This window comes from Gordonia soli NBRC 108243 (assembly GCF_000334455.1).
GTDB classification, from domain to species: Bacteria; Actinomycetota; Actinomycetes; order Mycobacteriales; family Mycobacteriaceae; genus Gordonia; species Gordonia soli.
Map to the genome: position 1 here is coordinate 56390 of NZ_BANX01000019.1, position 23967 is coordinate 80356.

Below are 23967 nucleotides of genomic sequence, written 5' to 3' on the forward strand. Positions count from 1 at the left end.
TGCGTGGGCCAATTCCTCGGGTCCAATCTGATTCTGGTGAGGCGGCGCGGAGTGGGTACCGCGCCGCTTCGCTGTTTTCGCTGACAGGTCCGCTCAATGCCGGGTGTGGATATTCACGAGCGGGCTGGCAGCGATCACGCGCCAGCGGAATTGGTCCCGTAGACCTCGATGGGGATCATGGCGCTGAACATCGCGTCCACGTCGGAGACCTTGAGCCTGATGTGGGACTTCGGCTTGTTCGAGAGCCGGTAAGCGGGCAGACGGCCCTCGCTGATCAGCTCGCGCAGCGTCCAGGTGGAGTAGCCGGTGCGCTTGGCGGCCTGCGGGATGCTCTCCCACTGCTCGCCTGCAGATGTGGTGGGTGCCACGGTGTTTCCTCTCCCTCGTTCCAATCTGAGGGGTGTGCTCCCGTGCGCGGGTGACCCGCTGTCGACGACATTACGGGATGGGGACGGTCGCGGCAAGCTTCCGGATTCCGCGAGATTCGTTGGGGCATAGATAATTCCGCCTTTGTCGGGGTTGTTATCGAGGCTGCCCCGAAGTTAGGTACGAAGTAGGTACCCCGGGCCGACACGCGGCCAGTCGCCGACCTGGGGCTGCGTGTCGGGCAACTAGGTCGACGTCGGCTACACACAGCCCCAGGCCAACGTCGCGGATCAGCTCCAGGGGTGGCAAGGGTGGCAAGGGTGGCAGGGGTGTGGCGCGCCCGCCACACGCAAAATCCCAGGTCAAGGCAAGGGTGGCAGGGGTGGCAGGGGTGGCGGATACCCACGCCCCAACTCCCACCCTCTAATGAGGAAAAGACTGAAAAGGTCGTTTCACGTCATATAGAGACGAGTTTGAGTAACCACATAGGTGCGCGGGAGTGTTGCCACCCCTGCCACCCCTGCCACCCCTCCGCTGACCTGCGAGAACAGTGCGCCACACCTTCGCCACCCCTCCGCCACGGTTGCCACCCCTCACCGAGGCGTTCGCCACCCACGTCCGTGCCGCACGACGAGGACGGTCGTGCTGATCAGCGGATGCCCGACCTCCTCGTCGGGCTGGATGCCGTGGGCGTCGGTGTGACCGAATCCGACCGTGCCCCAACGCATAACACCGAACTTTGGCACTGTTGTGGATGCACCGAACGTTGACAGACTGTTGACGATGACGACGACACGACGTACCCAACGCGACCGCGCCCAGCGTGCGCTCCGGCTCCGCGCGCAGCGTGCGACCTGGGCCGAAGTCGCCGACGCCTGCGGCTATCGGTCGCGGCAGGCCGCACAGATCGCGGTCCGCCGACTGCTCGACTCGGTCGCGCCCGAGCCCGACGTCGACCGGGCCTTGTCCACCGAGGGGCTGCGGATCCTCGAATCCAGGTTGTGGCGTCAGTACGCCCGTGCCGACGCCGCCGGGGACACCAACACCATGATCCGCATCTCGAAGGAGATTCGGTCGCTCAACGCCGAGGGCTCGAAGCTCAACGGTCTCTACCGCCCCGAGCGGCACGAGGTCGTCGTCACCCCCTCACCCCGCGAGGCCATCGAGCAGGCGCGACAGGCCACCCTCGAATCCCTGAACCAGCCAACACCCCAGCCCGTACTCGACGCGGAGGTCGTCACCGAATGAGCAGCCGTGAACCCACCCAGCCCACGCCCGAGGCCCTGATCAACGCCGCCTACGACCTCGCGACGTTGATCGCCGAGGGCAGCCAGGACGCCGAGGCCCGGTCGCTCGTTGCGTCGAGCCTCGACGACGCCCTCGCCGCAGCGACCGGACAGCGGACCCAGGAGGACATCGACAGGCTCGCCGCCGAACTCGTGCTCGTCGCCGTCGGCGAGGTCGACACCGATAGCTCCACCCCGAGGCGACTCCTGCAGCAGCGCACCGCCGAGGCCTGGCTCAGTCACCTCGGCGACGCGAGGGCGCAGGAGCTGCTCGACCGGCAGCGCTGGGCCGACGCCGCCGATCCCGTGGCGGAGCCGTGGGACGGCGGCGACTCCAACACCAACCGCGCGATCCCGGCCCCCAGTGGCCCGCTGCCGCCCGTTCTCGGCGTTGCCTACCCCGATGTACCCGCGACACCCGACGCGGCGCGAGAAGGGCTGTGGGACAACACCGAACATGGTGGTGAGGCCCACGCCGCCGACACCGACGACGAGACGACCGACGACCCCGATGCCGACGTCGAGATCGTCGATGCCGAGATCGTCGAGGTCGAGCGGGTGACCCCCGGCCAGACCCGATACCGGATGCCTGCAGGTCAGCACTACTCCCCCGCGAACCGGCCCGGCTTCACCCGGTCACTCACCCAGGGCCGACCCGTCGTGCAGATCAACACCGGGTCCGATCACCTGGACGATCAGCGCTGAGCGTCTGTGACCAGATAGGTTGTACCCCAACACAACTGCGGCGCGACGCGCGTCGAGCGACCAGTTAGAGTCCCTGGCTTCTTCTTCCACGCCTTCCTAAGATGGGTCTAGAACCTAGAACCACAAGGGGGGCAACAGATATGACCATCGGACAGACCGTCGGCTACACCCGGGTGAGCACGCTGGACCAGAACACCGCGCGGCAGCTCGACGGCGTGGTGCTCGACAAGGTGTTCACCGACAAGGCATCCGGCAAGGACACCGACCGGCCCCAGCTCACCGCCTGCATCGACTACGTGCGCGAGGGCGACACGCTGGTGATCCACTCGATGGACCGCCTGGCCCGGTCGCTGCGTGATCTCCTCCAGGTCGTTGACGATCTCAGCGGGCGCGGTGTCAACGTGCAGTTCGTCAAGGAGAGGCTGACCTTCACCGCCAACGACGCAGACCCGTGCGCGGTGCTCATGATGCAGGTCATGGGTGCGGTGGCTGAGTTCGAGCGTTCGCTGATCCTGGGGCGGCAGCGTGAGGGTATCGCCATCGCGAAGGCCGAGGGGAAGTACAAGGGCCGCAGGCCGTCCCTGTCCGATGACCAGGCGCGCGAGGTGGTCGACCGGCTGGCCAGCGGCGAATCGGCGGCAGCCCTGGCCCGGGAGTTCGGGGTGAACAGGTCGACGATCTACAACGTCCGCGACCGCGTGTTCGCCTCGGTGAACCAGGCAGTGTCGGCATGAGCGCGTCCGTCGAGCACTGGGGGCTGCGCACCGGCCCCGCCACCTACGTCGGCATCAGCGGGACCAACAATCGCCCCTGCCGGATCGTTCGGTTCCGCCGCGATTGCGTGGTCGTCCGCTTCGACGACGCGCCGCCCGAGGCCGTGCATCCCCACGATCTGCGGCAGGCCCCGCGCTAACGTCGACACGACCGCGACCACCTCGCGGAACTCCTGCGCCGGATCGTCGCCCGTAGCCAGGGCGCGGGAGTTCCGCCGGGTGGTCGCGGCGCTCCATCACCTGCCCGACCGACTGACCACAACGCCTAGCACTGTCGGTGAATTATACTGTGGCCCAGTCGAATTAGCCGAGTGTCGTCGTTGCGGAGCTGCTCGGCTCGGTGCATGATGGGTCCCATGACCGCAGCCACCGCCGACGCGCAGACCCCGGCCCCGGGCGACCTCACAGCGCGACAGTGGGCCGCCCGGCACAACGCCCTCCTCGGACGCGGCGCTGCCGACGACGACCCGCGTGTGGCCGAATGCCGGGCCGCACTGGCCTACTGGCGGTGCCGCACCGTAATCGACGCAGAACGCGACCAGCTCGCCCCTGCCGACGCCGCCGCCCTAGCTGACTCCCTGGGAGGCGGTGCGACGACCATGCGCACCTGAGACCACCACCCTGCTGCCCCGGCGGGCCTCGACGTCGTGGCAGCAGCACCGGATCGACGACATGCAGTTCGACCCACCCCGCCGTGTCCAACGTGGACACGCGCACACCGAGGAGACCCAGATGACCAGCACCGCCACCGCGCCGACGCGGACCACCCGCCGCATGCACACCGATGACGAGATCGACGCCGCCATCCTGTCCGCGCTCACCGACCTCGCACCCAACGACGGAGACCTGGTGCGGTGGAGCCGTGTTCGTGCCCAGCTGCCCGGGGGCTGTGGATACTGGCAGGCACACGAGGCCCAGCACCGACTGTGGCGCGCCGGTCAGATCGTCCTCGTCCAGGTCCACGGCACGCCCTGGGTCGGCCTCGCCGACGAGTGCTCGCGGATGGCCGACGCCGCCTGCGCACGCCGTGGCGAACCCAAGCGCGTGGTGATGGTCTGACGGCTATGACGGCACCGGCGAACACCACCGTCGACACCGACGCCTACCGGGTGCTCGGGGCTGCCACGAGCCGTGCCTTCGCCGACGGCACCCTCGACCTCGACGGACTGGCCCAGGTCTGCCGCCACGTCCTGGACCTCGACCTCGACCAGGCACGGTCGGTTCTGGCTGTGCCACCGAAAACCACTGACACACAACGCGCTTAGGAGACACCGCCATGCCCATCAGCGGATACCTCGCACCCCGCCGGGAGCGGCCCACCGCCCCGGTGCCCATCTACGACCAGGCCACGAAACGTGAGCGCCGACGCCGGTGGCTCACCGTCGTCCTCGACGACCAGTTCCGCCTCGACGACGAGGTCGCCGCGATCTGCGGACCCATTGCCCTGCGGGCCGTCGACGACCCCACTCCTGCTGCGAACCTCACCCGCATCGAAGCCGTCGCCGACGCGGTCAGCGGGCTGTGTGTCGCCGCCGCCGAACTCGTCGCCGACTCCGATATCCGCCGTCTCGACGCCACCAACCGCCGACGCGCCCGCGAGGCCATGCGGGCAGTGAGCCGGTCGGCGCTGCCGACCATCACCGCCGACGATCTCGCCGACGGGTCCTGGGTCGAACCCCTCGTCGACCTCGCCCGGCCCCACACCGCTCCCCTGGCACACCTGCTCGGTCGCCAGGCATCCGACCGGCGCGGCGGCCCCACCGCGTCCGAGGCGATGCTGACCGTCTTACGCGACCTCGACCGCGCCGCCCTGGCAGCACACCGACGCCTCGACGCCGCCGAGCGCCACCGTGCCCAGGTCGGATCACGGACCGCTCCCACCGACCCCGCCCAGGCAGCCCGCGACACCCTGCGTGAACTCGGCCTCGGTACCAGCGAACAGGAAACGACGTGAACACCGCGCCCACGACGGCCACCGGGCAGCGATTGGAGCCGTGCTGGGGCTGTGGAACACCCACCTGGCGGTGGCGCGGGTCCGTCCACGGCTACAAGTGCGACTCCTGCATCGCCCGCGCCGTCGGCCTCGACCGCCCACCCTCGGGACGCGAGCTACGCGCCTCCCGCTTCACCCGCCACGATCACCACGAACGACAGGAGAACGCATGACTGCCCCCGCCCCCTCGACACCGGACCTGTTGCCGGTCAACTACGAGGCACCGCTGGTCAACCCGTCACCCGGCGGCCTGTACCCGGCCACGACATGGACCCAGGACGGCGTCGGCGTACCCCGGTGGCTCGCCTCCGGTGTCCGCGTCCGCCCGCACAACTTCGGGGGCGAGGACGCCGTCGGCATCTGGGCAGCCGAATGGTGCGGTGACCCCGGCGACGAGATCAAGGACGGCACCCGTCCCGACCCCGAGACCGACCCGTTCGACCCGCTCACCGTGTGGGCGTACGACGAATGCGACCTCACCACCCCCTCACAAGACGAGGTCCGCGCCCGCGCGAGTCAGAACCTGCGCCTGATCGAGCCGGTGGCCGTCGAACGGGAGTTCTCCGCCCGCCTGATCGCCGACGCCCCTCCCGGCCCCGGACCAACCGGCATCGTCGGCGCACTCGGCCACCTGGAAGCCCAGCTCGCCAAGACCAACACCATCGGCGTCATCCACGCCAGCGCCGAATGGGCCGCTGCCGCCGCCGATCACAACCTCCTACAGTTCGTCGGAGGCGGTGCACCCCGCACACCCATGGGCCACCTGTGGGTGTTCGGCGGCGGATACGTCGACGGCCTCGGGAAGGCGCTCGTGGCCACCAGCCCGCTCTACGGCTGGCGTGATGTACCTGCGGTCCGCGAGACCATCGACGCCACCAACAACCGCTTCATCGCCATCGCCGAACGGTCCGTCGTCATCGGCTACGAGAAGGCGGTGGCCATGGCCGGGCTGACCTGACCAACCGACACCGGGCGCGTGTCTATCGTCGCACCGCCCACCGCGACGGGGCCGGTCTCGGGAATGGCTGTGGGCCTCTGGGACCGGCCCCGTCGCCGACGACCACCACCACCGACAGCAGGAGAACCACACCATGACGCGGACCACCCGCACCGCCCGGCACCCGGCGCGCACACCCGCACACACCGCCGCCGCACCACCGACACCAGAGTCCTCGACGATGACCCCGGCCCAGAAGGCCCGATACGGAACCGCGATCCACGAGTCCGCTCACGCCATCACCGCGACGGTGCTCGGGCACACGGTCCGCAAGATCACCCTCGGAACCGTCGACCCCGAGCACCCGCACCGCCTCGGGACCTGTGTCTACGCCACCAGGTTCGACGACCAGGACCGCGCCGCCATCTGCTACGCCGGTCCCTACGCGCAGGCGTTCTACCTCCACGGCGGCCCGCCGACGCCCAAGGCGATCCGCTCCGCCCTCGACGGCACCGAGGACTACGCCGCCATGACCGCAGCGGGTGACACCCGACCCGCCGAGGTCCCCAGGCTCGTCGTGAGCTGCTGGTCGTCGATCACGATGCTCGCGAACAGGGTCTACATGCGCGGATCGGCGACCCAGGCCGACGTCGACGCCGCCCTGCAACTCCCCCGCGACGACCTCGACGGGCGCCACCACGCCCTCGCGGTGATCCGATCCGGCAGTGTGCCCGGGTCGTTCACCATCGTCGCCCCGCTGCCGTAGGAGATTCATGGTCAGGGTAAACGCGAGGCGGCAGCCGAGACAGCGTCAATCGCCGACATACTCCTGACCTGGCCCGTACATCGAAATAGGCCTCGGTTCAGGCAGATCGTTCGGCAGGAATCGCTCATCGTCGGGGTGCAGATATACGCACTCACTTGCCGAGTCGATTGTGCTTTCGTTGATGAACTTCTCGTATGCGGTAGTCCCCCGCTCCTCCCTGTCGAACTCGCCAGCCCACACACGTTCGACAGGGATACCGGCCTCAGCTAGGGGGTCGATATTGCTCATCACCAAACCGATTTTTCGGGTGACGGGAAAGGTTATGCCCCAAGCGGTTAGGAAACCCACGCCTTGCCATGGCTGGTTGTCCTCGGGCTGCCGGACCAGACCCACAGGAGAATCGCAGGTGAGCAATGAACGACGCTCGAACCGCACGAGAGTCCAGGGACGCCCAACGATGTACGGGGTTAGTTTCGCCGACAGCGACGCCATGTTCTGGAGGTGGACCTCGGGCGGGACCTTGAGAGGTTGTGTCGGGCGCGCCGCCCGGTCAAGCAGACGGGCCGCCTCCTCGGCGTCTACGTCCACACCAAGCCGACGTTTGGCCCAGGCCTGAGCTCCCTCGGCTTTGGTGAACTGCGCTTCCAGCTTGATCATCTGGGTACCCATGTGCCCGATATTGCGTCGCTGATCGGGACCACGTACCGCTTGCATTGCGAGGAAGTAGCTCACTAGGGTGCGCTTCTCTTCATCGAGAGGCCAGTCGCCGTCGGCCAACGAACGCAGCGCGTCGGCAGTCGGAGTCTCCAACCGGTTAAGAGCCTTCTCGAAGGCGTCCGTGCCGTCCGGGTGCCCAGCGACCGAATAGAAGTGGTTCGTCGCAGCGGTCTTGTCGATGCTCTGAGGTGGCAGCTTCTTATCCGGCAGTCGGATCGTGACGATGCGTTCGCGCTCGTCGGCAAACCCGCGCAAGTAGAACTTGGGCACGGTGTGGTGCAGCTTTGCTGTTTGTCCCACTGCTCGACTACCTCATCTCCGTTCGGCGACCGGTATGGCGCGAGAACCACCTATCTACCCCGGCGTCGCGCGATCTCCTCGAACTCCTCCATGGACAGGTAGGAGCGCTGTTCGAGGGTGATCGGTGCCCCAGCGGTGCGCTCGGGACCGCCCTCGATGTTGAGACACTCGATGATCTGTGACAACTCCGAGGAGGTCATCTCGCTCCAGTGGCGATTCAGGTCAGGGTGGTGCCACGGGTGCGCGGTCACTGGGAGAGCCGGTACGAGGTCGGGTAGGCGGCGCTCGTCCGTGACGTCATAGCGAGTCCAGTCACTCACGTCGGCCCACCTGTACTCATCGAGCAGAGTAGGCCCCGCACGGACCAGCTCCCACGCGAGCGGCGGGAAGTAGACAGCCGACAGCGAGTGGATGCCTATAGGGCTGCCGTCCGACTCGTGCCGGGATAGCGGACCGACAAGGTGAAAACCAGACATCGTGCCCGCGACGCGGGCCGACCGTCCGCGCGCGAATGCCATGCGCAGTCGAACGTTGGAGGGGAGATCGACAGGTTCCCCAGTTAGAAGCTGCTCGGCCAGGTCAGGGCATAGTCGGCGGATCATCGTGGTCGTCGCCATCATCCCGAGCAACAGCGAACGCACCACGGCCCCGGGCCGCAGAGTCACGTCAGGGGTTTCGACCAGGCCCGGCAGCTGCAGGGTCCAGTCGCGAACCCAGTAGGGACGGAGCAGAGTTGCGAACGCGCCGTAGGCGGGGTCGAAATCCCCCGCTGCTGTGTTGCACCGACGGCACAGACCGTAGAAGTGGATGCCGCCCCGGTCGGCTCGACCGTGGGACACATCGGAGCCTCTGACAATCAGACGAGTGCGGTGGACCAGACCCAGATTCCCTGCGCACTGCGGGGGCACATGAGACTTCGACATAATGAGCGTCTCGCCGCACATTCCGCAGGGGTACTTGCGCTTTCGTCGGCGCACCTGGTCCAGCGCCTTGGGAGTGAGATCGGCGGCCATCGGAGGACCCTCACTCCTCTCGATGTTGCCCGCTTATTGCCCGGGCTGGCTAAATATCGCCTTGACCTGGTGGTCCCGGCTGGGATCGAACCAGCGACCTTCCCGGTGTGAACGGGACGCTCTTCCACTGAGCCACGGGACCGTGTGCGACGCGCGAGGCGCCTGTGCACGAGGCAGAAGGTTACACGCAGTCGACGTCAGTTCCCAAATCTGGACGCGGCGCGCCGGCCGTCATCGGCATCGCATCGCAATCGACCTCTGACCAGGCGATTTGGTACGCGTCGAGAAGTTCCTATAGTGTTCACCATCGCATCGTGAGCAACAAAATGATCCACAAGATCAGAGCTCACGAGCGTGCGGATGTAGCGCAGCTGGTAGCGCATCACCTTGCCAAGGTGAGGGTCGCGGGTTCGAATCCCGTCATCCGCTCGGCGTGAGGTCCTCTCACATCTGGTGGTGTGGCCGAGTGGTTAGGCAACGGCCTGCAAAGCCGTGCACACGGGTTCGATTCCCGTCGCCACCTCGATCCATCAATTCAATACTCGCGCGATTAGCTCAGTGGGAGAGCGCTTCCCTGACACGGAAGAGGTCACAAGTTCAATCCTTGTATCGCGCACCACGAGAACCCGCTGGAGACAGCGGGTTCTCGCGTTTCCGGGGGCCGGTCCTGCATTCGGCCCCACCGATCGACCGCGCGATGTTCGCGACCAGATCTACCGTTTGCTGCCAAAGCTTTGGTAGCGAACGGTAGAAACGGGCGCGAACATGGCCCCGCGCCGGCAGCGTGTCGGAGTGACTTCGGTGGATGAAACCGATTGCGCTGCAAAGTCTCCAGTGCTCTGGTCGCCGTCGAGAATTACCGACGACGCGACTTCACCTCGCTTCCGCGACTTCGACTGAGGTCGCGGGGACGAATCGAGGCCGCGCGAGGGAACCGGGCCGGTATCCTCGGACGCTGTGACCGAGGATCGCACCACCGACGGACAGACGCTGCCGGTCACCGTCACCGTCGTCACCGACCCAGCGCTGGCGCCGACGATCGCGGAGGTCGCCGCGATCACCTTCCCGCTGGCATGCCCACCGAACTCGGATCCGGCCAACGTGTCGGCCTTCATCGAGGCGAATCTCCGATCGCCGAACTTCGTGCGTCACATCGACAACCCGACCAGCGATGTCCTCGTCGCCCGTCGCGGCGACGGACCCGTGATCGGCTACGCACTCGTCCACCATGGCGAGCCTGCCGACGACGATGTGCGTACGGCGGTCACCGAACGGCCGGTGTCCGAGGTCTCGAAGATGTACGTCCTCCCCGACCATCACGCGTATGGCCGTGCCGACCCGCCGTCACACGCGTTGATGAGCGGCGCCCTCGACGCCGCGCGGGGCCACGGGAGCGTACTCGCGTGGCTCGGCGTCAACGAGGAGAACGAACGCGCACAACGCTTCTACGTCAAGATGGGATTCGTCCGCGCGGGCACCAAGACCTTCAGTCTCAACGGCAGCATCGAACACGACCTCATCCTCGTACACCGTCTGACGCACTAGATCGAGCCGACACGACGCCGATGGTCCGCCGGCGAACGAAATCGGTGGTCAGACAGTCGATTCGGCGAAACGTGACAACGCCAGCAGACGCGACGTGGCGCGCAGGTACTTTTTGCGATAGCCGCCGGACAACATCTCCTCGGTGAAGATCTCATCCAGCTTGCGGCCCGACACGGTCAGCGGGATGGTCGCGTCGTACAGGCGATCCGCGAGAACCACCAGCCGCAGCGCCACCGACTGGTCCTTGGCCGGGTGCACGTTGGACACGCACACGAGCGAGACACCGTCGACCAGCGCCTTGTACTTGGACGGGTGCAGCGTCGCCAGGTGGTCGCACAGGGCATCGAAATCGTCGAGTGTCGCACCCGGGGTGGACTCGGCGAGCTCGGCGAGTTCGTCGTCGGACTTGGGCTCCGGCGCCGGCGGGAGGTCGCGGTGCCGGTAGTCGGGGCCGTCGACCCGGATGGTCTCGAACACCGACGACAGCTTGCGGATCTCGCGGAGGAAGTCCTGGGCGGCGAACCGCCCCTCACCGAGCTGTCCCGGGAGGGTGTTGGAGGTGGCCGCGATGGACACGCCCTGCGAGGTGAGCTCACTGAGCAGGCGCGAGACCAGCATCGTGTCGCCCGGGTCGTCGAGCTCGAACTCGTCGATGCACAACACCGTGTGATCGGAGAGCCGCTCGACGGCGTTGACGAAGCCCAATGCGCCGACCAGATGTGTGAGCTCGACGAAGGTCGCGAACGCCTTCGGTCCCGGCAGCGAGTGGTAGATCGACGCCAGGAGGTGGGTCTTGCCGACGCCGAACCCGCCGTCGAGGTAGAGACCGATTCCCTGGGCTGCCTGCTTTCGCGAGAACAACCCCTTCTTGCCCTTACGGACCTTGGCCGCACGCGCGACGAAGTCGCGTGCCTTCGCGACCGCCTGCGCCTGCGAGGGCTCGTTCGGATCGGGGATGTAGCTGTCGAAGCTGACCTCGTCGAATGTCGACGGTGGCACCAGCTCGTCGACCAGTGATTCGGGTGCGACCTCGGGGTTTCGATCGCTGAGACGTGCCGCCATGCAAGGAGGGTAGCCAGCCACTACATGATGGACTCATGTTCCATCTGCAGAAAGCGATCCACGTCACACCTGCGCCCGAGGCGGAGCCGGACGATCCGCAGGTGCTGCGATGGCTTGCGGAGCAGTACTCCACCGGGTCTCCAGCCACGTCGGTGGCGGGGTCCACGTCGGCGTCCACGTCACGGTCCCAGGATGACGACGTGCCGTACATCCGCTTCAACATGGTCGCCTCCGTCGATGGCGCGGTCACCCACAACGGTCGGTCCGGTGACCTCGGTGGGCCGGGCGACCGGGCGATCTTCCAGGTGTTGCGCGCCCATGCCGACATCGTGGTGGTCGGTGCGCGCACGGCCACCACCGAGGGCTACGGCACTCCCACGGTGTCGCCGGTGTTCGCCGAGGATCGCGACCGCGCCGGCCGCGCGCCGGCACCTGCGTTGGCGCTGTTGTCGCGCTCGCTCGACATTCCCGACGACTTCGCTCCGCTCGACGATCCCGGCACCGCGATTCTGACGTGTCGGAGCGCGCCGGCCGAACGTCGGGACGCGTTGGCCGCGGTCGGCGCTCGCATCGTCGACTGCGGTGACGACTCGGTGGAGCCGGACGCGGTGCGTGACTGGTGTGCGGCCCAGGGACATCGCGACGTCCTGGGTGAGGGCGGACCGACACTCCTGGGTTCGTTCATCGTCGCCGACCTCGTCGACGAGTTGTGTCTGACGACCAGTCCCCACCTCGTCGCAGGCGACGCGGGCCGTATCGCGCACGATCCCGGACCGGCACCGCTGCGATCGTTGCGACCGAGCGTGCTGATCACCGACGACCACGATTTCCTCTACCAACGGTGGACCCGCCGACCCTGAACGTCGGGGGCCACGCGACCCTCCTCCGCCCGCGCACCGGAGCCGTCCGAGGCCGTGTGCCAGCGCCGTCCGGCCCCGCCGGGTCCGCGTTGACTAGGCTCGCGGTCATGCGTCGTCCATCCCGGGCACCGACCCGGACCATCCGTGGTCGGCTGGCCGTCGTCGTCGCGATCTCCGCGGTGCTCGTCGGCGGCTGCGCGATCGGCCCCGACCCCGGTCCGGATGCGGTCACCGGTGGCGGCGGTGGCGGCGAGGCCGCACCGTCATCGTCGGCGCCGCCTCCCCCGCCTCGACTGAGTGCGCCCCGTACGGACCTCAATTGGCTCGACTGCTCCGACGCGACCACCCGTCGGTACGACGTCCCGCGACCGTCCGGGGTGCGCATCCAGTGCGCCACTTTCGAGTCGCCGATCGATCCGGACCGGCCCGAGGACGACACCGTCACCGTCGCGGCCACCCGGGTGACCGCCGCCGACACCCCGGCCGATGCCGCGCCCCTGGTACTCACCGCCGGCACCGACCTGCCGTCGTCCCGGGTCGCGATGCTGCTGGCGGCCGGGCCCGGACGATCGGTCCTCGCCCGACACCCCATTGTCGCGGTGGACCGACGCGGGATCCCGGAGAGCAGCGAACTGGACTGCCTCACCCGCGCCGAACGGACGACGATGGCCGACAACGGTCTCGGATTCGCGACCCAGAGCCAATCCGACCGGATCGCCCGTCTGGCCCGCGCCGCGACCTCCGCCTCCGACGGTTGCACCGAGACGCTGACCCCACACCAACTCGATTTCGCGGTGTCGTTTGCCGCCTCCGATCTCGAGACGCTGCGCAAGCGCTGGGGCGTCGAGCATCTCGGGTTGATCGGGGTCGGTGAGGGGTCCGACGTGGCGCTCGCCTACGCCAGCGCCTACGGGGGACGGTCCGGCCGCATCATCCTGGACACCCCGACGCCGTTCGGCGCCAATGCCCGGGATCGGGCCAACCAGCAGGCGACCGGAGTGCAGACCGCACTCCGGACCTTCACCCAGCGATGCTCGGCGGCGGGTGACTGTCCGCTCGGCGCCGACGGCGTGGCAACCATCACCGACGTCGTCGACAAGGGCCGCAGCGGCGATCTGAGCGGCATCTCCGACACCCAGGCGCTCGCGGGGATCACCACCGCCATCGCGGTGGCACCCGACGGTCCACGCGGCATCACCGATGTCGCGGCGATGATCGCGGCCGCCGACCGTGGCGACGTGGCAGCGCTGCGACGGGCAGCGCAGGCCGCCGAGGATCTCCGCACCACCGACGGTCAGTTGGTGTCGCGCTGCAATGACGTCACCGGGCCGGTGGGACAGAACGAGGTCCCCGGTCTCATCACCGCGTGGTCACGGCAGAACCCGATCACCGGAGCGAACAGTGCGCTCGGCCTGCTGCGGTGCAACGGTTGGGCATCGACCACACCCGTCAGTCCGCCGAACGCGTTCCCTGTCGCGCCCCTCATCCTGTCCGGCGCCAACGATCCGATCAACGGCGGTGGCGGCGCGGACGCACTCCGTCCGTTGCTGATCCGCGCCGGCACCGAGGCGACGACGGTCGGTTGGGACGGGATCGGCTACTCGGTCCTCGCGCGCAGCGATTGCGCCGCCGACATCGTCGGCCAGTACGTCGACACCGCACCGCTGACCGGGCCCACGCAGCGTGGCTGTCCCAGCTGAGCGACCGCCCGTGACCGGCAGGGACCGCCGCCGAGCGGCCCAGGGTTCTTCGTCTCGGCGAGGTGGGGCGTAGTACGGTTCGCGGGTGGCGATTCTCGACCGGTACCTCTACCCGCAGCTGCCTGCGCAACGGATCATCCCGCTGGTGCTGTGGCCGATCACCCTGATGATGGTCCTGCAGCGGTCGATCATCATGGGCGTCAACGGTGATCGCACCGACGACTTCTCGCCGGTCTACCAGGCCGCACTGCGGTTCCTGAACAGCCAGGCCGTCTACGGCGAGAACTACGACACCGTCGACCCCCACTACCTGTACCCACCGTCGGGCACCTTGCTGATGGCGCCGCTGGCGATCATCGACCCCGAGCGCTCACGGTGGTTGTTCATCGCCGCCAGCGTCCTGGTGCTGATCGCCTGCGCCTACCTCCTGACCCGACTGTTCGGCTTCTCCGGCCGCTCCTGGGTCTTCCCGGTCGTGCTGTTCTTCTTCTTCAGCACCGAGACCGTCGCGCACACACTGATCTTCACCAACTTCAACTCGTTCGTGTTGCTCGGGATGCTCGGCTTCCTGCTGCTGTCGTTGCGCAGACACGACCTGTGGGCCGGCGTCGCGATCGGCCTGACCCTCGCGGTGAAACCGGTGCTGGCACCACTGCTGCTGCTCCCACTGCTCAACCGCCAGTGGAAGGTCCTGATCACGGCGGTCGGGATCCCGGTGGTGCTCAACGCGCTCGCCTGGCCGATGTCGGTCGATCCCGGATCGTTCATCAGCCGCACGATCCCCTACCTCGGCGAGGCCCGCGACTACTACAACAGCTCGATCGCCGGCAACGGCGCCTACTTCGGTGTCGCTGATTGGCTCGTGATCGTGCTCCGGATCGCGTTCGTCGTGATGGCCGTCTTCAGTCTGTGGTTCCTCTACCGCTACTACCGACGCACCAACGAGCTGCTGTGGATCACGACGTCGTCGGGCATCCTGCTGGTGACGACGTTCCTGGTCGGTTCGCTCGGCCAGGGGTACTACTCCATGCTGCTCTTCCCGCTGCTGCTCACGGTGCTGCTGCCCGGATCGCCGATGCGCAACTGGCCGGCCTGGCTCGGTGTCTACGGCTGCATGACCTTCGACGCGTTCTACTCGGTGCAGTGGGAGGCGTTCGGGCGGATGCTCGAGTTCAACAAGGTCACCTGGGGCTGGTCCCTGCTGATGATCGCGGTCTTCTGTTCCCTGCTCTTCCGCTACCTCGATCTGCGCCGGGCCGGGCTGACCGGCGCCGACGGCCCGACGCTCGAGTCGCCGACCAGCACCGATGCCGAATCGGACATCAGCGGTGGCGAGGGTCGCGCCGCGGTCGCTACCGTGGAGAAATGAGCGAGGACGCCACTCAGGGAACGCCCACCGGGGCCGACGTCGACTACTCGTCGCTGAGCGACGACGAATGGCGCGCCCGGCTGAGTCCGGCGGAGTACCGCGTGCTCCGCCAGGCAGGTACCGAAGCACCGTTCACCGGTGAGTACACCGACGAGAAGACCGTCGGGGTGTACCGGTGTCGGGCATGCGACGCAGAGCTGTTCCGCAGCGAGCAGAAGTTCGAATCGCATTGCGGCTGGCCGTCGTTCTTCTCGCCGCTGGCCGGCAGCTCGATCGTCGAGCGGGTCGACGACTCCCTCGGCATGAAGCGCACCGAGGTGCTGTGCGCGAACTGCGGTAGCCACCTCGGTCACGTCTTCGAGGGCGAGGGGTACGACACCCCGACCGACCTGCGCTACTGCATCAACTCGATCAGCCTGAAGCTCGAAGCCGCCGACTGACCCGCCACCGGTTCGCCAATCGACCGGACCGACGTCCGACGACCATTCGGATGGGTCAGATGCGCGGCGTGGGATACGAGGCGCCGGAAGAGATCCGGACGGTTCGGTCCCGGGTGGCCGCCAGGGATGCGACGCTGCACCGGTGCCCGACGCTCATCTCCTGACGAATCTGCTCTACCGCTACGCCGAACTCGTCGACGCCGGTGACCTCGAGGGCGTGGGCGAGTTGTTCGCCGACGCAGAGATCGTTGTCGACGGGACGGTCATCTGTCGCGGTGCCGATGGGATAGTCGCCCTGCTCGGGTCGATGGTCCGCATCCACGCCGACGGCACGCCGCGCACCAAGCACATCATCACCAACCCGATCGTCGAGTTCGGCCCGCACGCCGACCGGGCGACGGTGCGGTCGTACTACACCGTCGTCCAGCAGACCGACCGGCTGCCGCTGCAGATCGTGGCGGCCGGTCGCTACCGCGATGAGTTCCGGCTGCGCGACGGTCACTGGCGGTTCGCCGTCCGCGACTACTCGTATCTCGACTTCGTCGGCGATGTCGGCGACCACCTGCTGGGCGGTCGCTGATCCGCCGCCCACCAGGGCTGTGTGAACCACTCAGGGCTGTGTGAACGATTCAGGGCTGTGTCGACGATTCAGGGCAGGGCGTCGACGAGCGCCTCGACCTCGACACGGGGGCCGGTGAAGAACGGCGTCTCCTCGCGGACGTGCAGCCGCGCCTCGGTCGCCCGCAGGTCACGCATCAGGTCGACGATCCGGTGCAGCTCAGGGGCCTCGAAGGCCAGCAGCCACTCGTAGTCGCCGAGGGCGAAGGAACTGACCGTGTTGGCCCGGACATCCTTGTAGGCCCGCGCGGCCTTGCCGTGGTCGGCGAGCATCTTCCGCCGCTCCTCGTCGGGCAACAGGTACCACTCGTACGACCGGACGAATGGGTAGACGCAGATGTAGTTGCCTGCCTCCTCGCCGGCGAGGAAAGCCGGGATGTGGCTCTTGTTGAACTCGGCGGGCCGATGCAGTGCGACGTTGGACCACACCGGGTTCGACGCCTTGCCCAGCGTGGTCTCGCGGCGGAAGCGTGCATAGGCGGACTGGAGTCGCTCCACGTCCTCGGCGTGCCACCAGATCATGAAGTCGGCGTCGGCACGTAGCCCGGACACGTCGTAGACACCGCGGACGACCACATCGTCCTTCTCGAGCGACGCGAAGAACTCGGCCGTCTCGGTGCGTAGCTGGGCGCGGTCCGCCGGCAGCTCGCCCTGCCGTACCGCGAACACCGAGAACATCAGGTACCGGACGGTCGAGTTCAGTTCTGCATAGTCCAAGCGCGTCATACCCTCATCGTGCCACCGGCGGCGCCCGGGACCGCCGTCAGGTCGACCGGTCGCGATCGAGGTCGGCGAGGAGGTCGTCGACGGCGCGGGTGGCCTGACCGATGCAGGCCGGTACGCCGACGCCCGCGTACGCCGACCCGGCCAGCACGACCCCCTCGGGACGGGCTGCGTATGCGTCGGCCATCGCTGCCAGGTGTCCGGGCGCGTACCGGGGCAGTCCGTTCGTCCACCGCTGCACCCGATGGTCGGCGAGTCGGGCCGAGATCGCCGGGACCCCCGCCGCGGCACACACTCGATCGAGGTCGGCGAGTGCCTCTCGGCGGATCCGGTCGTCGACACCTGGTTCGACACAGTCGTCCGGGACCGCCTGCCCGAATCGCCCGAACGACGCACGCACCGACACCGGACCGTCTCCGTCGAGGTGGGCCCACTTCCGGGAGCTGAACGTGAACGCCTTGGCGTGCAGATCTTCTCCGGTTGCGACGAGGACACCGGAATGCTGCGGCAGGACGGAGCCGGGCTCGAATGCCAGCGACACCACCACCGAACTCGCCCGCTCCACCGATCGGAGGATCGCCGCGGACTCCCCGGCGACCCCGCTCAGGATGATGCCCGCCGTCCAGGCCGGGACGGCGAGGACGACACCGTCATAGGTCTCCCCCGCGCCCGTGTCCCGATCCCCGGCGAGCAGCGACCATCCTGCCGACGTCCTCGACAGACCGGTGACCACCGAATGGGTGCGCACGTCTGCGGCCGCGGCGGCCACCAGGGCATCGACCAACTCACGGTAGCCACCGAGCAACGTCCCGAACACCGGGCCGGATGCGGCACTCACGCCGACGAGTTCGCCGACCGCGGCCGTGAGACCGGGTGCCCCTGCATCCAGCTTCGCGGCCAGCGCGGGCAACGCCTCACGGACTCCGATGTCGCCGGCCAGGCTCGAATAGACACCACCCAGCATCGGGTCGACGCTGCGGGCGACCACCGACGGCCCGAAACGGTCGGCGACCAGCTCACCGATCGACGGATCGGCCCCCGGCGTCCACTGCCACGGCCGCTGCGCCTCGGCACGGGTGCGCTCGACATCGGCGGGATCAGCCAACCCCTCGACCGCGTCCGCATCCGCGGGGATGCCCATCAGCGCAGGTCGCGGGAGGTCGTGCAACCGTCCGTCGGCCCACACCGCGGGCCGTGCCCCGGTGGGCGCGACCACCCGATCCGTCAGCCCCAGTTCGGCGATCAGATCGACCGCCTCGGGGCGGCGCACGATGAATGCCTCGGCCCCCACGTCGACACTGCGTCCGCCCACGTCGACGGTGGTCAGGATCCCACCGACGCTAGCCCCTGGCTCGTAGACGTCGATTCGGGCGTCGGGGCCCAGGCGTCGACGCAGCCGGAACGCGGCGGTCAGCCCGGAGACACCGGCACCGACGACCGCGATCCGCGGGGACATCAGAGGCTGTGCACGAGCTCGACGGCTCGGGTGATGGCATCGGGATCGGTTCCCGGCAGCACCCCGTGCCCCAGGTTGAAGATGTGTCCTGGTGCGCCTGCGGCGATCGCGCGATCACCGTCGGCGACCACCCGCCTGACCTCGCGGTCGAGGACCTCGGTTCCGGCGAAGAAGAGCGTCGGATCGAGATTGCCCTGCACTGCCGTACCCGGGCCGACCCGGCGGACGGCCTCGTCGAGCGGAAGTCGCCAGTCCACCCCGATGACGTCCGCGCCGGCAGCGGTCATCGCCGGGAGCAACTCGGCGGTACCGACCCCGAAGTGGATGCGGGGCACGCCGTACTCGGCGACCTCGGCGAACACCCGGGTGCTGTGCGGGGCCACGTACTGGCGGTAGTCGGCCTCCGAGAGCATGCCGGCCCACGAGTCGAACAACTGGACCGCGTCGACCCCGGCCTCCAGCTGGGCGCGCAAGAAGGTGATGGTGATGTCCGCGAGACGTCCCATGAGCACGTTCCAGGTGGTCGGGTCACCGTGCATCAGCGCCTTGGTGCGCTCGTAGTTGCGGCTGGGACCACCTTCGATCAGATACGAGGCCAGTGTGAAAGGCGCACCGGCGAATCCGATCAGAGCCTTCTCGTCGGGCAGCTCGTCGACCAACAGACCGACCGCCTTCGCGATCGCGCCCACCGACTCGGGCTCCAGGCGCGGAAGGGCCTCGACGTCTGCGGTGGAACGGATCGGAGATGCGATGACCGGTCCCGTTCCCGCGACGATGTCGAGATCCACACCGGCCGCCTTCAGCGGCACGACGATGTCGGAGAACAGGATGGCGGCATCGACGTCGTGTCGGCGTACCGGCTGCATGGTGATCTCGCAGACCAGCCCGGGGTCGAAGCAGGACTCCAGCATGCCGTGATCGGCACGGATCGCCCGGTATTCCGGCAGCGACCGTCCGGCCTGCCGCATGAACCAGACCGGACGCCGCGAGGGCGTCCCTCCGGTGGCCGCCGCCACCAGCGGCAGGGTCGAGTGGTGCGCCCGGAATCGTGTTCGCTGCGTCATCACCGGTTCACTCTGCCACGCCGAGGACCGCCTGACGCGAAGAGGATCCGGGAAGTTCGCCGTCGCGAGCACCTCCGGCCCCGGCCGCGAGCTCGTCGGACGTCGTCGACCGGCAATCGATGCCGGTCCGTGGCGGCTCGGATCGGCGCGCCTCCGACGAGCACCGGGCACCCGGTCCTACCGTCGGGTGGTGACCTCTTCAGGAGCTCCGACGGAGCCCGCTGACTTCCGGGCAGCGGTTGAATCCCTGCATGCTGCCCGGATCCGGCCGGAGATCGAGGTCGGCCCGATCCGCCCGCCCCAGCGGCTCGCCCCGTACAGCTACGCGGTCGGCGCCGAGGTCAGGACGGCCGACGAGGATGCGACCGACATCCCGACCGACTCTGCGGGTAGCGCCTTCGGCCGCCTCATCGTCCTCCACGACCCGGCAGGCCAGGACGCCTGGAACGGCACCATGCGTCTGGTCGCGTTCATCCAGGCAGAGGTCGAGGCCGCACTCGCCATGGACCCGCTGCTGCCCGAGGTCGCGTGGAGTTGGCTCAGCGAGGCGCTCGGTGTGCCCGAGGGTGACGCCGAACCGTCCACGTCCGGCCTGGACGTGACCGCGCTGGGCGGGACCATCACCTCGACCACCTCGGTCCGCTTCGGCGACATCGCCGGTCCCCCCCGCGCACATCAGCTCGAGCTGCGAGCGTCGTGGACCGCGCTGGGCACCGCACTCGACTCCCACCTGGAGGCCTTCTGCACTGCACTGTCCTCGGCAGCCGGCCTGCCACCGGTCGGCGTCACCGACCTCGGGTCGGCGTGACGTCGGCGAGGTCCGGACGGTGACGGACCCATCGGGGCCGGCCGGATCGGGCGCCCCCGACGACGCTGACAGCACCGCCGACACCGAATCGTCGACACCCGAGGTCACCCCGCTGACCCACCCCGCCGACGGGGTACCCGACGTGCTGCGCTCGGCTGCCGAATTCGCCGAGGCCGCCGAACGTCTCGCCGCCGGGACCGGACCGATCGCGGTCGACACCGAGCGCGCATCGGGCTACCGATACTCCCAGCGGGCCTACCTGATCCAGATCCGACGCACCGGCTCCGGCTCGTTCCTCCTCGATCCCATCGATGAGCCCGTCGCGCTGCGACCGGTCATCGACGTCCTGGACGGCCCGGAGTGGGTCCTGCACGCCGCCGACCAAGACCTCCCCTGTCTGCGCGAACTGGATTTCGTCTGCGCGGAGGTCTACGACACCGAGTTGGCCGGTCGGCTGCTCGGGCTGCCGAAGGTGAACCTGGCGGCGATGGTCGCCGAGTTCCTGGGACTGGGCCTCGCAAAGGGGCACGGTGCCGCCGACTGGTCGCGTCGGCCACTGCCCGACGACTGGCTCAACTACGCCGCGCTGGATGTCGAGGTGCTGGTCGAACTGCGGGACGCCATCGACGCTGCGCTGGTCGACGCCGGCAAGGACGACTGGGCCCGCCAGGAGTTCCGCCACATCCTCGACCGTCCCCCGACCCCGCCGCGCACCGACCGATGGCGTAAGACGTCGAACATCCACACCGTCAAGAACGTCCGGGCCCTGGCGGGGGTTCGCGAACTGTGGACCGCTCGTGAGGAGATCGCGGCCCGACGTGACATCGCGCCGGGACGGGTCCTACCCGACTCGGCAATGGTCACTGCCGCGACCGCCGCACCGTCGACGATCGACGAACTCACGCGGCTGCCCGTCTTCGGGGGGCCTCGCCAACGCCGGCTGGCCGGCACCTGGCTGACCGCGTTGCAGCGTGCACGCGATCTGCCCGACTCTGCTCTCCCGGCGAAGAAGGCCGGCGCCGTCGGTCTGCCGCCGGTGAACCGATGGGATCAGCGCAACCCGGACGCCGCCGCGCGCGCAGCGGTCGTCCGGCCGCTGGTGCGGGAGATCGCCGAGGCCAACACCGTGCCGGTCGAGAACCTGGTGTCTCCCGAGGTCGTTCGCCAGCTGTGTTGGGACGGAATCGATCCGCCGATCTCCGCCGCCGCCGTCGATGCACGACTCGAACGCGACGGCGCCCGTCGATGGCAGCGCGAGCTCGTGGCCGACCCGATCGCCGATGCGCTCGACGAGGTCGCTCGCAGCACCGACTGACCGATACCTCGGAGCGGTCGTCGACCGCGACGCCGGAGGACCGAGGTCACCGCTCGCGGTCGGGACCGTCCTCGGACTCGCCGACAGACGAGTCGCCGTCTCGGGCGCCACCACGCGCGGTCGCCGGCACCCGCCCCGCGACGTCGGCACCCAGGCCGTCGCCCGCGAGTTCGGCGGACGATTGCATCCCGGACACGGTCGCCGTGATCGAACGCGCGAGATCCTGTGCGGTGAGGCCGAGTTCGCCCAGCAACTCGCCGCGCGACGCGTGCTCGATGAACGCCTGGGGGATGCCGCGCTGGTGCACCGGGGCGGTGACCTCGGATTCGGAGAGTGCCGCACTCACCGCGGACCCGACGCCGCCGCTCACCCCGGCGTCCTCGAGGACGACGACGAGTCGGTGGCGTGCCGCCAGTTCCGCGATCGAGACCGGGACCGGCAGGACCCAACGGGGATCCACGACGGTCGCGTCGATGCCCTGGCTGCCGAGACGCTCGGCGGTGTCGACCGCGAGGGCACAGAAGGCGCCCACCGCGACGATCAGGACATCTCCGGTGGCGGGACCGAGCCCGCGCGCCGCCCGATGCAGCACGTCGACGCCGTCGTCGAGGCGTTCGACCGCGCGGATGTCTTCGGGGACAGCACCCTTGGAGAACCGGAGTGCCGTCGGGCCGTCGTCGACGGCCAAGGCCTCGTCGAACTCCTCACGCAGACGCACGGCGTCGCGGGGGGCGGCCACACGCAGACCGGGGACCATCGCCATCAGCGACAGGTCCCACATGCCATGGTGGCTCGGTCCGTCTGGGCCGGTGATCCCCGCCCGGTCGAGCACCAGCGTGACCGGCAGCTTCAACAGCGCCACGTCCATGAGCAACTGGTCGAAGGCACGGTTGAGGAAGGTCGAGTAGATGGCGACGACCGGGTGCATACCGCCCAATGCCAGGCCTGCGGCTGAGGTCATCGCATGCTGCTCGGCGATGCCGACGTCGAACATCCGATCCGGGAACCGCTTCCCGAAGGGCGCGACGCCGGTGGGGCCGGGCATCGCGGCGGTGATGGCGACGACGTCCGAGCGGTTCTCCCCTGCCTCGACCAGCGCAGCCGAGAACACCGACGTCCAGTCCTGCGGCGCGACGCTCGTCGCGCGACCGGTCCGGGGATCGATCACCCCGGTCGAGTGCATCTGGTCTTCTTCGTGATTCTCCGCGGGCGGGTAGCCCATCCCTTTGCGGGTCAGGGTGTGGACGATCACCGGACCGCCGAAGGAGCGCGCCTGCCGGAACGCCGACTCCAGGGCGCCGATGTCGTGACCGTCGACGGGGCCGACGTACTTGAGTCCGAGGTCGGTGAACATGGCCTGCGGCGCCAGCAGATCCTTCAGCCCACTCTTCACACCGTGCAGCACCGCGTAGGCGGGTGTTCCGACGACGGGAACCTGCTGGACCGCGCGCCGACCCCCGTCGAGGAGTCGCTCGTACCCCGGCTGCAGCCGGAGACCCGACAGATGGCTGGCGAACCCGCCGATGGTGGGGGCGTAGGAGCGCCCGTTGTCGTTGACGACGATCACCACGGGTCGATCGCCACCGGCGATGTTGTTCAGTGCCTCCCAACACATCCCACCGGTCAGTGCACCGTCGCCGACGACCGCAACCACGGTGCGGTCGGCCTCGGAGCGCAACTCGAACGCCTTCGACAGTCCGTCGGCGTACGAGAGGGCCGCAGAGGCATGGGAGGACTCGACCCAGTCATGATCGCTCTCGGCCCGCTCCTGGTAGCCGGTCAGCCCGCCGCGCTGGCGGAGACCGTCGAAACCGTCGCGACGACCGGTGAGGATCTTGTGGACGTAGCTCTGGTGACCGGTGTCGAAGATGACCGGGTCGGCCGGTGAGTCGAAGACGCGGTGCAGGGCGATGGTCAGTTCGACGACACCCAGATTGGGTCCGAGGTGTCCGCCGGTCGCCGACACCTTCTCGATGAGGAAGTCCCGGATCTCGGAGGCGAGATCGGTCAGGTCGGTCGCGGACAGCGACTGCAGATCGTCCGGTGAGTCGATCCGATCCAGCACACCCATCGAATCCTCCATCATGCGTGAGCGGTGGCCATCGGGTGGCTGTCCCGACGTCGCGGGGTCCGGTGCGAGCGAGGGGAAAG

At 68.4% G+C, this 23967-nt stretch carries 27 protein-coding genes and 4 tRNA genes; 21 read left to right on the top strand and 10 right to left on the bottom strand.

Annotated elements, in window-relative coordinates:
- Positions 1–134: 134 nt before the first annotated feature.
- Both GS4_RS13370 and GS4_RS26335 read right to left on the bottom strand, forming a co-directional pair.
- Positions 135–368 carry a helix-turn-helix domain-containing protein gene (locus GS4_RS13370; protein WP_007621358.1) on the bottom strand — a complete coding sequence of 78 codons (234 nt, stop codon included), beginning with the start codon at positions 366–368 and terminating at the stop codon, positions 135–137.
- Between the two features lie 591 nt (positions 369–959).
- Positions 960–1094: a hypothetical protein gene (locus GS4_RS26335; protein WP_281169209.1), complete on the bottom strand. Its 135-nt coding sequence runs from the start codon at positions 1092–1094 to the stop codon at positions 960–962.
- A gap of 55 nt (positions 1095–1149) precedes the next feature.
- Here GS4_RS26335 and GS4_RS13375 point away from each other — a divergent pair, with 55 nt between their 5' ends.
- The 10 genes from GS4_RS13375 to GS4_RS13420 all read left to right on the top strand — a co-directional run bounded on the left by GS4_RS13375 (position 1150) and on the right by GS4_RS13420 (position 6826).
- Entirely contained in the window at positions 1150–1614 is a 465-nt protein-coding gene (locus GS4_RS13375) for a hypothetical protein (protein WP_007621359.1), read from the top strand.
- On the top strand, positions 1611–2357 hold the full coding sequence (locus GS4_RS13380) for a hypothetical protein (protein WP_007621360.1): 747 nt from the start codon (positions 1611–1613) through the stop codon (positions 2355–2357). The genes GS4_RS13375 and GS4_RS13380 overlap by 4 nt, the downstream gene beginning before the upstream one ends.
- A gap of 140 nt (positions 2358–2497) precedes the next feature.
- Positions 2498–3091 (top strand): recombinase family protein, encoded by a 594-nt coding sequence (locus tag GS4_RS13385; protein WP_007621361.1) that lies wholly within the window; start codon positions 2498–2500, stop codon positions 3089–3091.
- A complete protein-coding gene (locus tag GS4_RS13390; protein ID WP_007621363.1) occupies positions 3088–3270 on the top strand; it encodes a hypothetical protein in 183 nt (60 codons plus the stop codon). The genes GS4_RS13385 and GS4_RS13390 overlap by 4 nt, the downstream gene beginning before the upstream one ends.
- 216 nt (positions 3271–3486) lie before the next feature.
- The gene (locus tag GS4_RS13395; RefSeq protein WP_007621369.1) at positions 3487–3741 is read left to right on the top strand and encodes a hypothetical protein; all 255 of its coding nucleotides are present in this window, start codon (positions 3487–3489) and stop codon (positions 3739–3741) included.
- 121 nt (positions 3742–3862) lie between these two features.
- Positions 3863–4189 carry a hypothetical protein gene (locus GS4_RS13400; protein WP_157226620.1) on the top strand — a complete coding sequence of 109 codons (327 nt, stop codon included), beginning with the start codon at positions 3863–3865 and terminating at the stop codon, positions 4187–4189.
- Positions 4190–4194: 5 nt separating this feature from the next.
- The gene (locus GS4_RS13405) at positions 4195–4395 is read left to right on the top strand and encodes a hypothetical protein (RefSeq protein WP_007621373.1); all 201 of its coding nucleotides are present in this window, start codon (positions 4195–4197) and stop codon (positions 4393–4395) included.
- Between the two features lie 11 nt (positions 4396–4406).
- Positions 4407–5084 carry a hypothetical protein gene (locus tag GS4_RS24820; RefSeq protein WP_007621375.1) on the top strand — a complete coding sequence of 226 codons (678 nt, stop codon included), beginning with the start codon at positions 4407–4409 and terminating at the stop codon, positions 5082–5084.
- 208 nt (positions 5085–5292) lie between these two features.
- The gene (locus GS4_RS13415) at positions 5293–6081 is read left to right on the top strand and encodes a hypothetical protein (protein ID WP_007621379.1); all 789 of its coding nucleotides are present in this window, start codon (positions 5293–5295) and stop codon (positions 6079–6081) included.
- A 133-nt stretch (positions 6082–6214) separates the two neighbouring features.
- Positions 6215–6826 (top strand): hypothetical protein, encoded by a 612-nt coding sequence (locus GS4_RS13420; RefSeq protein WP_007621380.1) that lies wholly within the window; start codon positions 6215–6217, stop codon positions 6824–6826.
- 45 nt (positions 6827–6871) lie between these two features.
- Here GS4_RS13420 and GS4_RS13425 read toward each other — a convergent pair whose 3' ends face one another.
- The 3 genes from GS4_RS13425 to GS4_RS13435 all read right to left on the bottom strand — a co-directional run bounded on the left by GS4_RS13425 (position 6872) and on the right by GS4_RS13435 (position 8998).
- Positions 6872–7843 (bottom strand): DUF4238 domain-containing protein, encoded by a 972-nt coding sequence (locus GS4_RS13425; RefSeq protein WP_007621381.1) that lies wholly within the window; start codon positions 7841–7843, stop codon positions 6872–6874.
- A gap of 50 nt (positions 7844–7893) precedes the next feature.
- Positions 7894–8856 carry a hypothetical protein gene (locus GS4_RS13430; protein ID WP_007621382.1) on the bottom strand — a complete coding sequence of 321 codons (963 nt, stop codon included), beginning with the start codon at positions 8854–8856 and terminating at the stop codon, positions 7894–7896.
- Between the two features lie 67 nt (positions 8857–8923).
- Positions 8924–8998 (bottom strand) — tRNA-Val (locus GS4_RS13435).
- A gap of 214 nt (positions 8999–9212) precedes the next feature.
- Here GS4_RS13435 and GS4_RS13440 point away from each other — a divergent pair.
- The 4 genes from GS4_RS13440 (at position 9213) to GS4_RS13455 (ending at position 10401) form a co-directional block, all read left to right on the top strand.
- Positions 9213–9285: transfer RNA gene (locus tag GS4_RS13440), tRNA-Gly, on the top strand.
- A gap of 23 nt (positions 9286–9308) precedes the next feature.
- Positions 9309–9379: transfer RNA gene (locus GS4_RS13445), tRNA-Cys, on the top strand.
- A 21-nt stretch (positions 9380–9400) separates the two neighbouring features.
- A tRNA-Val gene (locus tag GS4_RS13450) sits at positions 9401–9475 on the top strand.
- 338 nt (positions 9476–9813) lie between these two features.
- Complete coding sequence (locus GS4_RS13455) at positions 9814–10401, top strand: GNAT family N-acetyltransferase (protein WP_007621383.1); 588 nt, start codon at positions 9814–9816, stop codon at positions 10399–10401.
- A gap of 48 nt (positions 10402–10449) precedes the next feature.
- On the opposite strand, the gene zapE is transcribed toward GS4_RS13455, so the two are convergent.
- On the bottom strand, positions 10450–11463 hold the full coding sequence (zapE, locus tag GS4_RS13460; RefSeq protein ID WP_007621384.1) for a cell division protein ZapE: 1014 nt from the start codon (positions 11461–11463) through the stop codon (positions 10450–10452).
- A 35-nt stretch (positions 11464–11498) separates the two neighbouring features.
- Here zapE and GS4_RS13465 point away from each other — a divergent pair, with 35 nt between their 5' ends.
- From GS4_RS13465 to GS4_RS13485, 5 genes are all read left to right on the top strand, one after another.
- Positions 11499–12323 (top strand): dihydrofolate reductase family protein, encoded by an 825-nt coding sequence (locus GS4_RS13465; RefSeq protein ID WP_007621385.1) that lies wholly within the window; start codon positions 11499–11501, stop codon positions 12321–12323.
- Positions 12324–12430: 107 nt separating this feature from the next.
- On the top strand, positions 12431–14023 hold the full coding sequence (locus GS4_RS13470; protein WP_007621386.1) for an alpha/beta hydrolase: 1593 nt from the start codon (positions 12431–12433) through the stop codon (positions 14021–14023).
- Positions 14024–14108: 85 nt separating this feature from the next.
- Positions 14109–15392 (top strand): glycosyltransferase family 87 protein, encoded by a 1284-nt coding sequence (locus GS4_RS13475; protein WP_007621387.1) that lies wholly within the window; start codon positions 14109–14111, stop codon positions 15390–15392.
- Positions 15389–15832, top strand: coding sequence for a peptide-methionine (R)-S-oxide reductase MsrB (gene msrB / locus GS4_RS13480; protein ID WP_007621389.1), 444 nt, complete (start codon positions 15389–15391; stop codon positions 15830–15832). The genes GS4_RS13475 and msrB overlap by 4 nt, the downstream gene beginning before the upstream one ends.
- Positions 15833–15974: 142 nt before the next feature.
- Positions 15975–16412 carry a nuclear transport factor 2 family protein gene (locus GS4_RS13485; RefSeq protein WP_007621391.1) on the top strand — a complete coding sequence of 146 codons (438 nt, stop codon included), beginning with the start codon at positions 15975–15977 and terminating at the stop codon, positions 16410–16412.
- A 68-nt stretch (positions 16413–16480) separates the two neighbouring features.
- Here GS4_RS13485 and hemQ read toward each other — a convergent pair whose 3' ends face one another.
- Genes hemQ through hemE form a run of 3 tightly spaced genes read right to left on the bottom strand, consistent with a single transcriptional unit; the run spans position 16481 to position 19693 of the window.
- On the bottom strand, positions 16481–17176 hold the full coding sequence (gene hemQ, locus GS4_RS13490) for a hydrogen peroxide-dependent heme synthase (RefSeq protein ID WP_007621392.1): 696 nt from the start codon (positions 17174–17176) through the stop codon (positions 16481–16483).
- Positions 17177–17213: 37 nt separating this feature from the next.
- Positions 17214–18629: an FAD-dependent oxidoreductase gene (locus GS4_RS13495; protein WP_007621393.1), complete on the bottom strand. Its 1416-nt coding sequence runs from the start codon at positions 18627–18629 to the stop codon at positions 17214–17216.
- Complete coding sequence (hemE, locus tag GS4_RS13500; RefSeq protein ID WP_007621394.1) at positions 18629–19693, bottom strand: uroporphyrinogen decarboxylase; 1065 nt, start codon at positions 19691–19693, stop codon at positions 18629–18631. Before hemE ends, GS4_RS13495 begins: the two co-directional genes overlap by 1 nt.
- 190 nt (positions 19694–19883) lie before the next feature.
- Between hemE and GS4_RS13505 the strand changes: the two genes are divergently transcribed.
- Together GS4_RS13505 and GS4_RS13510 are read left to right on the top strand one after the other, a co-directional pair.
- Positions 19884–20501 carry a DUF3000 domain-containing protein gene (locus GS4_RS13505; protein WP_007621395.1) on the top strand — a complete coding sequence of 206 codons (618 nt, stop codon included), beginning with the start codon at positions 19884–19886 and terminating at the stop codon, positions 20499–20501.
- 19 nt (positions 20502–20520) lie between these two features.
- Positions 20521–21816 (top strand): HRDC domain-containing protein, encoded by a 1296-nt coding sequence (locus GS4_RS13510; RefSeq protein ID WP_007621396.1) that lies wholly within the window; start codon positions 20521–20523, stop codon positions 21814–21816.
- 46 nt (positions 21817–21862) lie between these two features.
- Here GS4_RS13510 and dxs read toward each other — a convergent pair whose 3' ends face one another.
- The gene (dxs, locus tag GS4_RS13515) at positions 21863–23887 is read right to left on the bottom strand and encodes a 1-deoxy-D-xylulose-5-phosphate synthase (RefSeq protein ID WP_007621397.1); all 2025 of its coding nucleotides are present in this window, start codon (positions 23885–23887) and stop codon (positions 21863–21865) included.
- Positions 23888–23967 lie beyond the last annotated feature (80 nt).

What these genes read in the sequence shown, in the direction of transcription:
- GS4_RS26335 (WP_281169209.1), bottom strand. Translation starts at nt 1,094, where the DNA reads ATGCGTTGGGGCACGGTCGGATTCGGTCACACCGACGCCCACGGCATC.
- GS4_RS13375 (WP_007621359.1), top strand. Translation starts at nt 1,150, where the DNA reads ATGACGACGACACGACGTACCCAACGCGACCGCGCCCAGCGTGCGCTC.
- GS4_RS13380 (WP_007621360.1), top strand. Translation starts at nt 1,611, where the DNA reads ATGAGCAGCCGTGAACCCACCCAGCCCACGCCCGAGGCCCTGATCAAC.
- GS4_RS13385 (WP_007621361.1), top strand. Translation starts at nt 2,498, where the DNA reads ATGACCATCGGACAGACCGTCGGCTACACCCGGGTGAGCACGCTGGAC.
- GS4_RS13390 (WP_007621363.1), top strand. Translation starts at nt 3,088, where the DNA reads ATGAGCGCGTCCGTCGAGCACTGGGGGCTGCGCACCGGCCCCGCCACC.
- GS4_RS13395 (WP_007621369.1), top strand. Translation starts at nt 3,487, where the DNA reads ATGACCGCAGCCACCGCCGACGCGCAGACCCCGGCCCCGGGCGACCTC.
- GS4_RS13400 (WP_157226620.1), top strand. Translation starts at nt 3,863, where the DNA reads ATGACCAGCACCGCCACCGCGCCGACGCGGACCACCCGCCGCATGCAC.
- GS4_RS13405 (WP_007621373.1), top strand. Translation starts at nt 4,195, where the DNA reads ATGACGGCACCGGCGAACACCACCGTCGACACCGACGCCTACCGGGTG.
- GS4_RS24820 (WP_007621375.1), top strand. Translation starts at nt 4,407, where the DNA reads ATGCCCATCAGCGGATACCTCGCACCCCGCCGGGAGCGGCCCACCGCC.
- GS4_RS13415 (WP_007621379.1), top strand. Translation starts at nt 5,293, where the DNA reads ATGACTGCCCCCGCCCCCTCGACACCGGACCTGTTGCCGGTCAACTAC.
- GS4_RS13420 (WP_007621380.1), top strand. Translation starts at nt 6,215, where the DNA reads ATGACGCGGACCACCCGCACCGCCCGGCACCCGGCGCGCACACCCGCA.
- GS4_RS13430 (WP_007621382.1), bottom strand. Translation starts at nt 8,856, where the DNA reads ATGGCCGCCGATCTCACTCCCAAGGCGCTGGACCAGGTGCGCCGACGA.
- zapE (WP_007621384.1), bottom strand. Translation starts at nt 11,463, where the DNA reads ATGGCGGCACGTCTCAGCGATCGAAACCCCGAGGTCGCACCCGAATCA.
- GS4_RS13465 (WP_007621385.1), top strand. Translation starts at nt 11,499, where the DNA reads ATGTTCCATCTGCAGAAAGCGATCCACGTCACACCTGCGCCCGAGGCG.
- GS4_RS13470 (WP_007621386.1), top strand. Translation starts at nt 12,431, where the DNA reads ATGCGTCGTCCATCCCGGGCACCGACCCGGACCATCCGTGGTCGGCTG.
- msrB (WP_007621389.1), top strand. Translation starts at nt 15,389, where the DNA reads ATGAGCGAGGACGCCACTCAGGGAACGCCCACCGGGGCCGACGTCGAC.
- hemQ (WP_007621392.1), bottom strand. Translation starts at nt 17,176, where the DNA reads ATGACGCGCTTGGACTATGCAGAACTGAACTCGACCGTCCGGTACCTG.
- GS4_RS13495 (WP_007621393.1), bottom strand. Translation starts at nt 18,629, where the DNA reads ATGTCCCCGCGGATCGCGGTCGTCGGTGCCGGTGTCTCCGGGCTGACC.
- hemE (WP_007621394.1), bottom strand. Translation starts at nt 19,693, where the DNA reads ATGACGCAGCGAACACGATTCCGGGCGCACCACTCGACCCTGCCGCTG.
- dxs (WP_007621397.1), bottom strand. Translation starts at nt 23,887, where the DNA reads ATGGGTGTGCTGGATCGGATCGACTCACCGGACGATCTGCAGTCGCTG.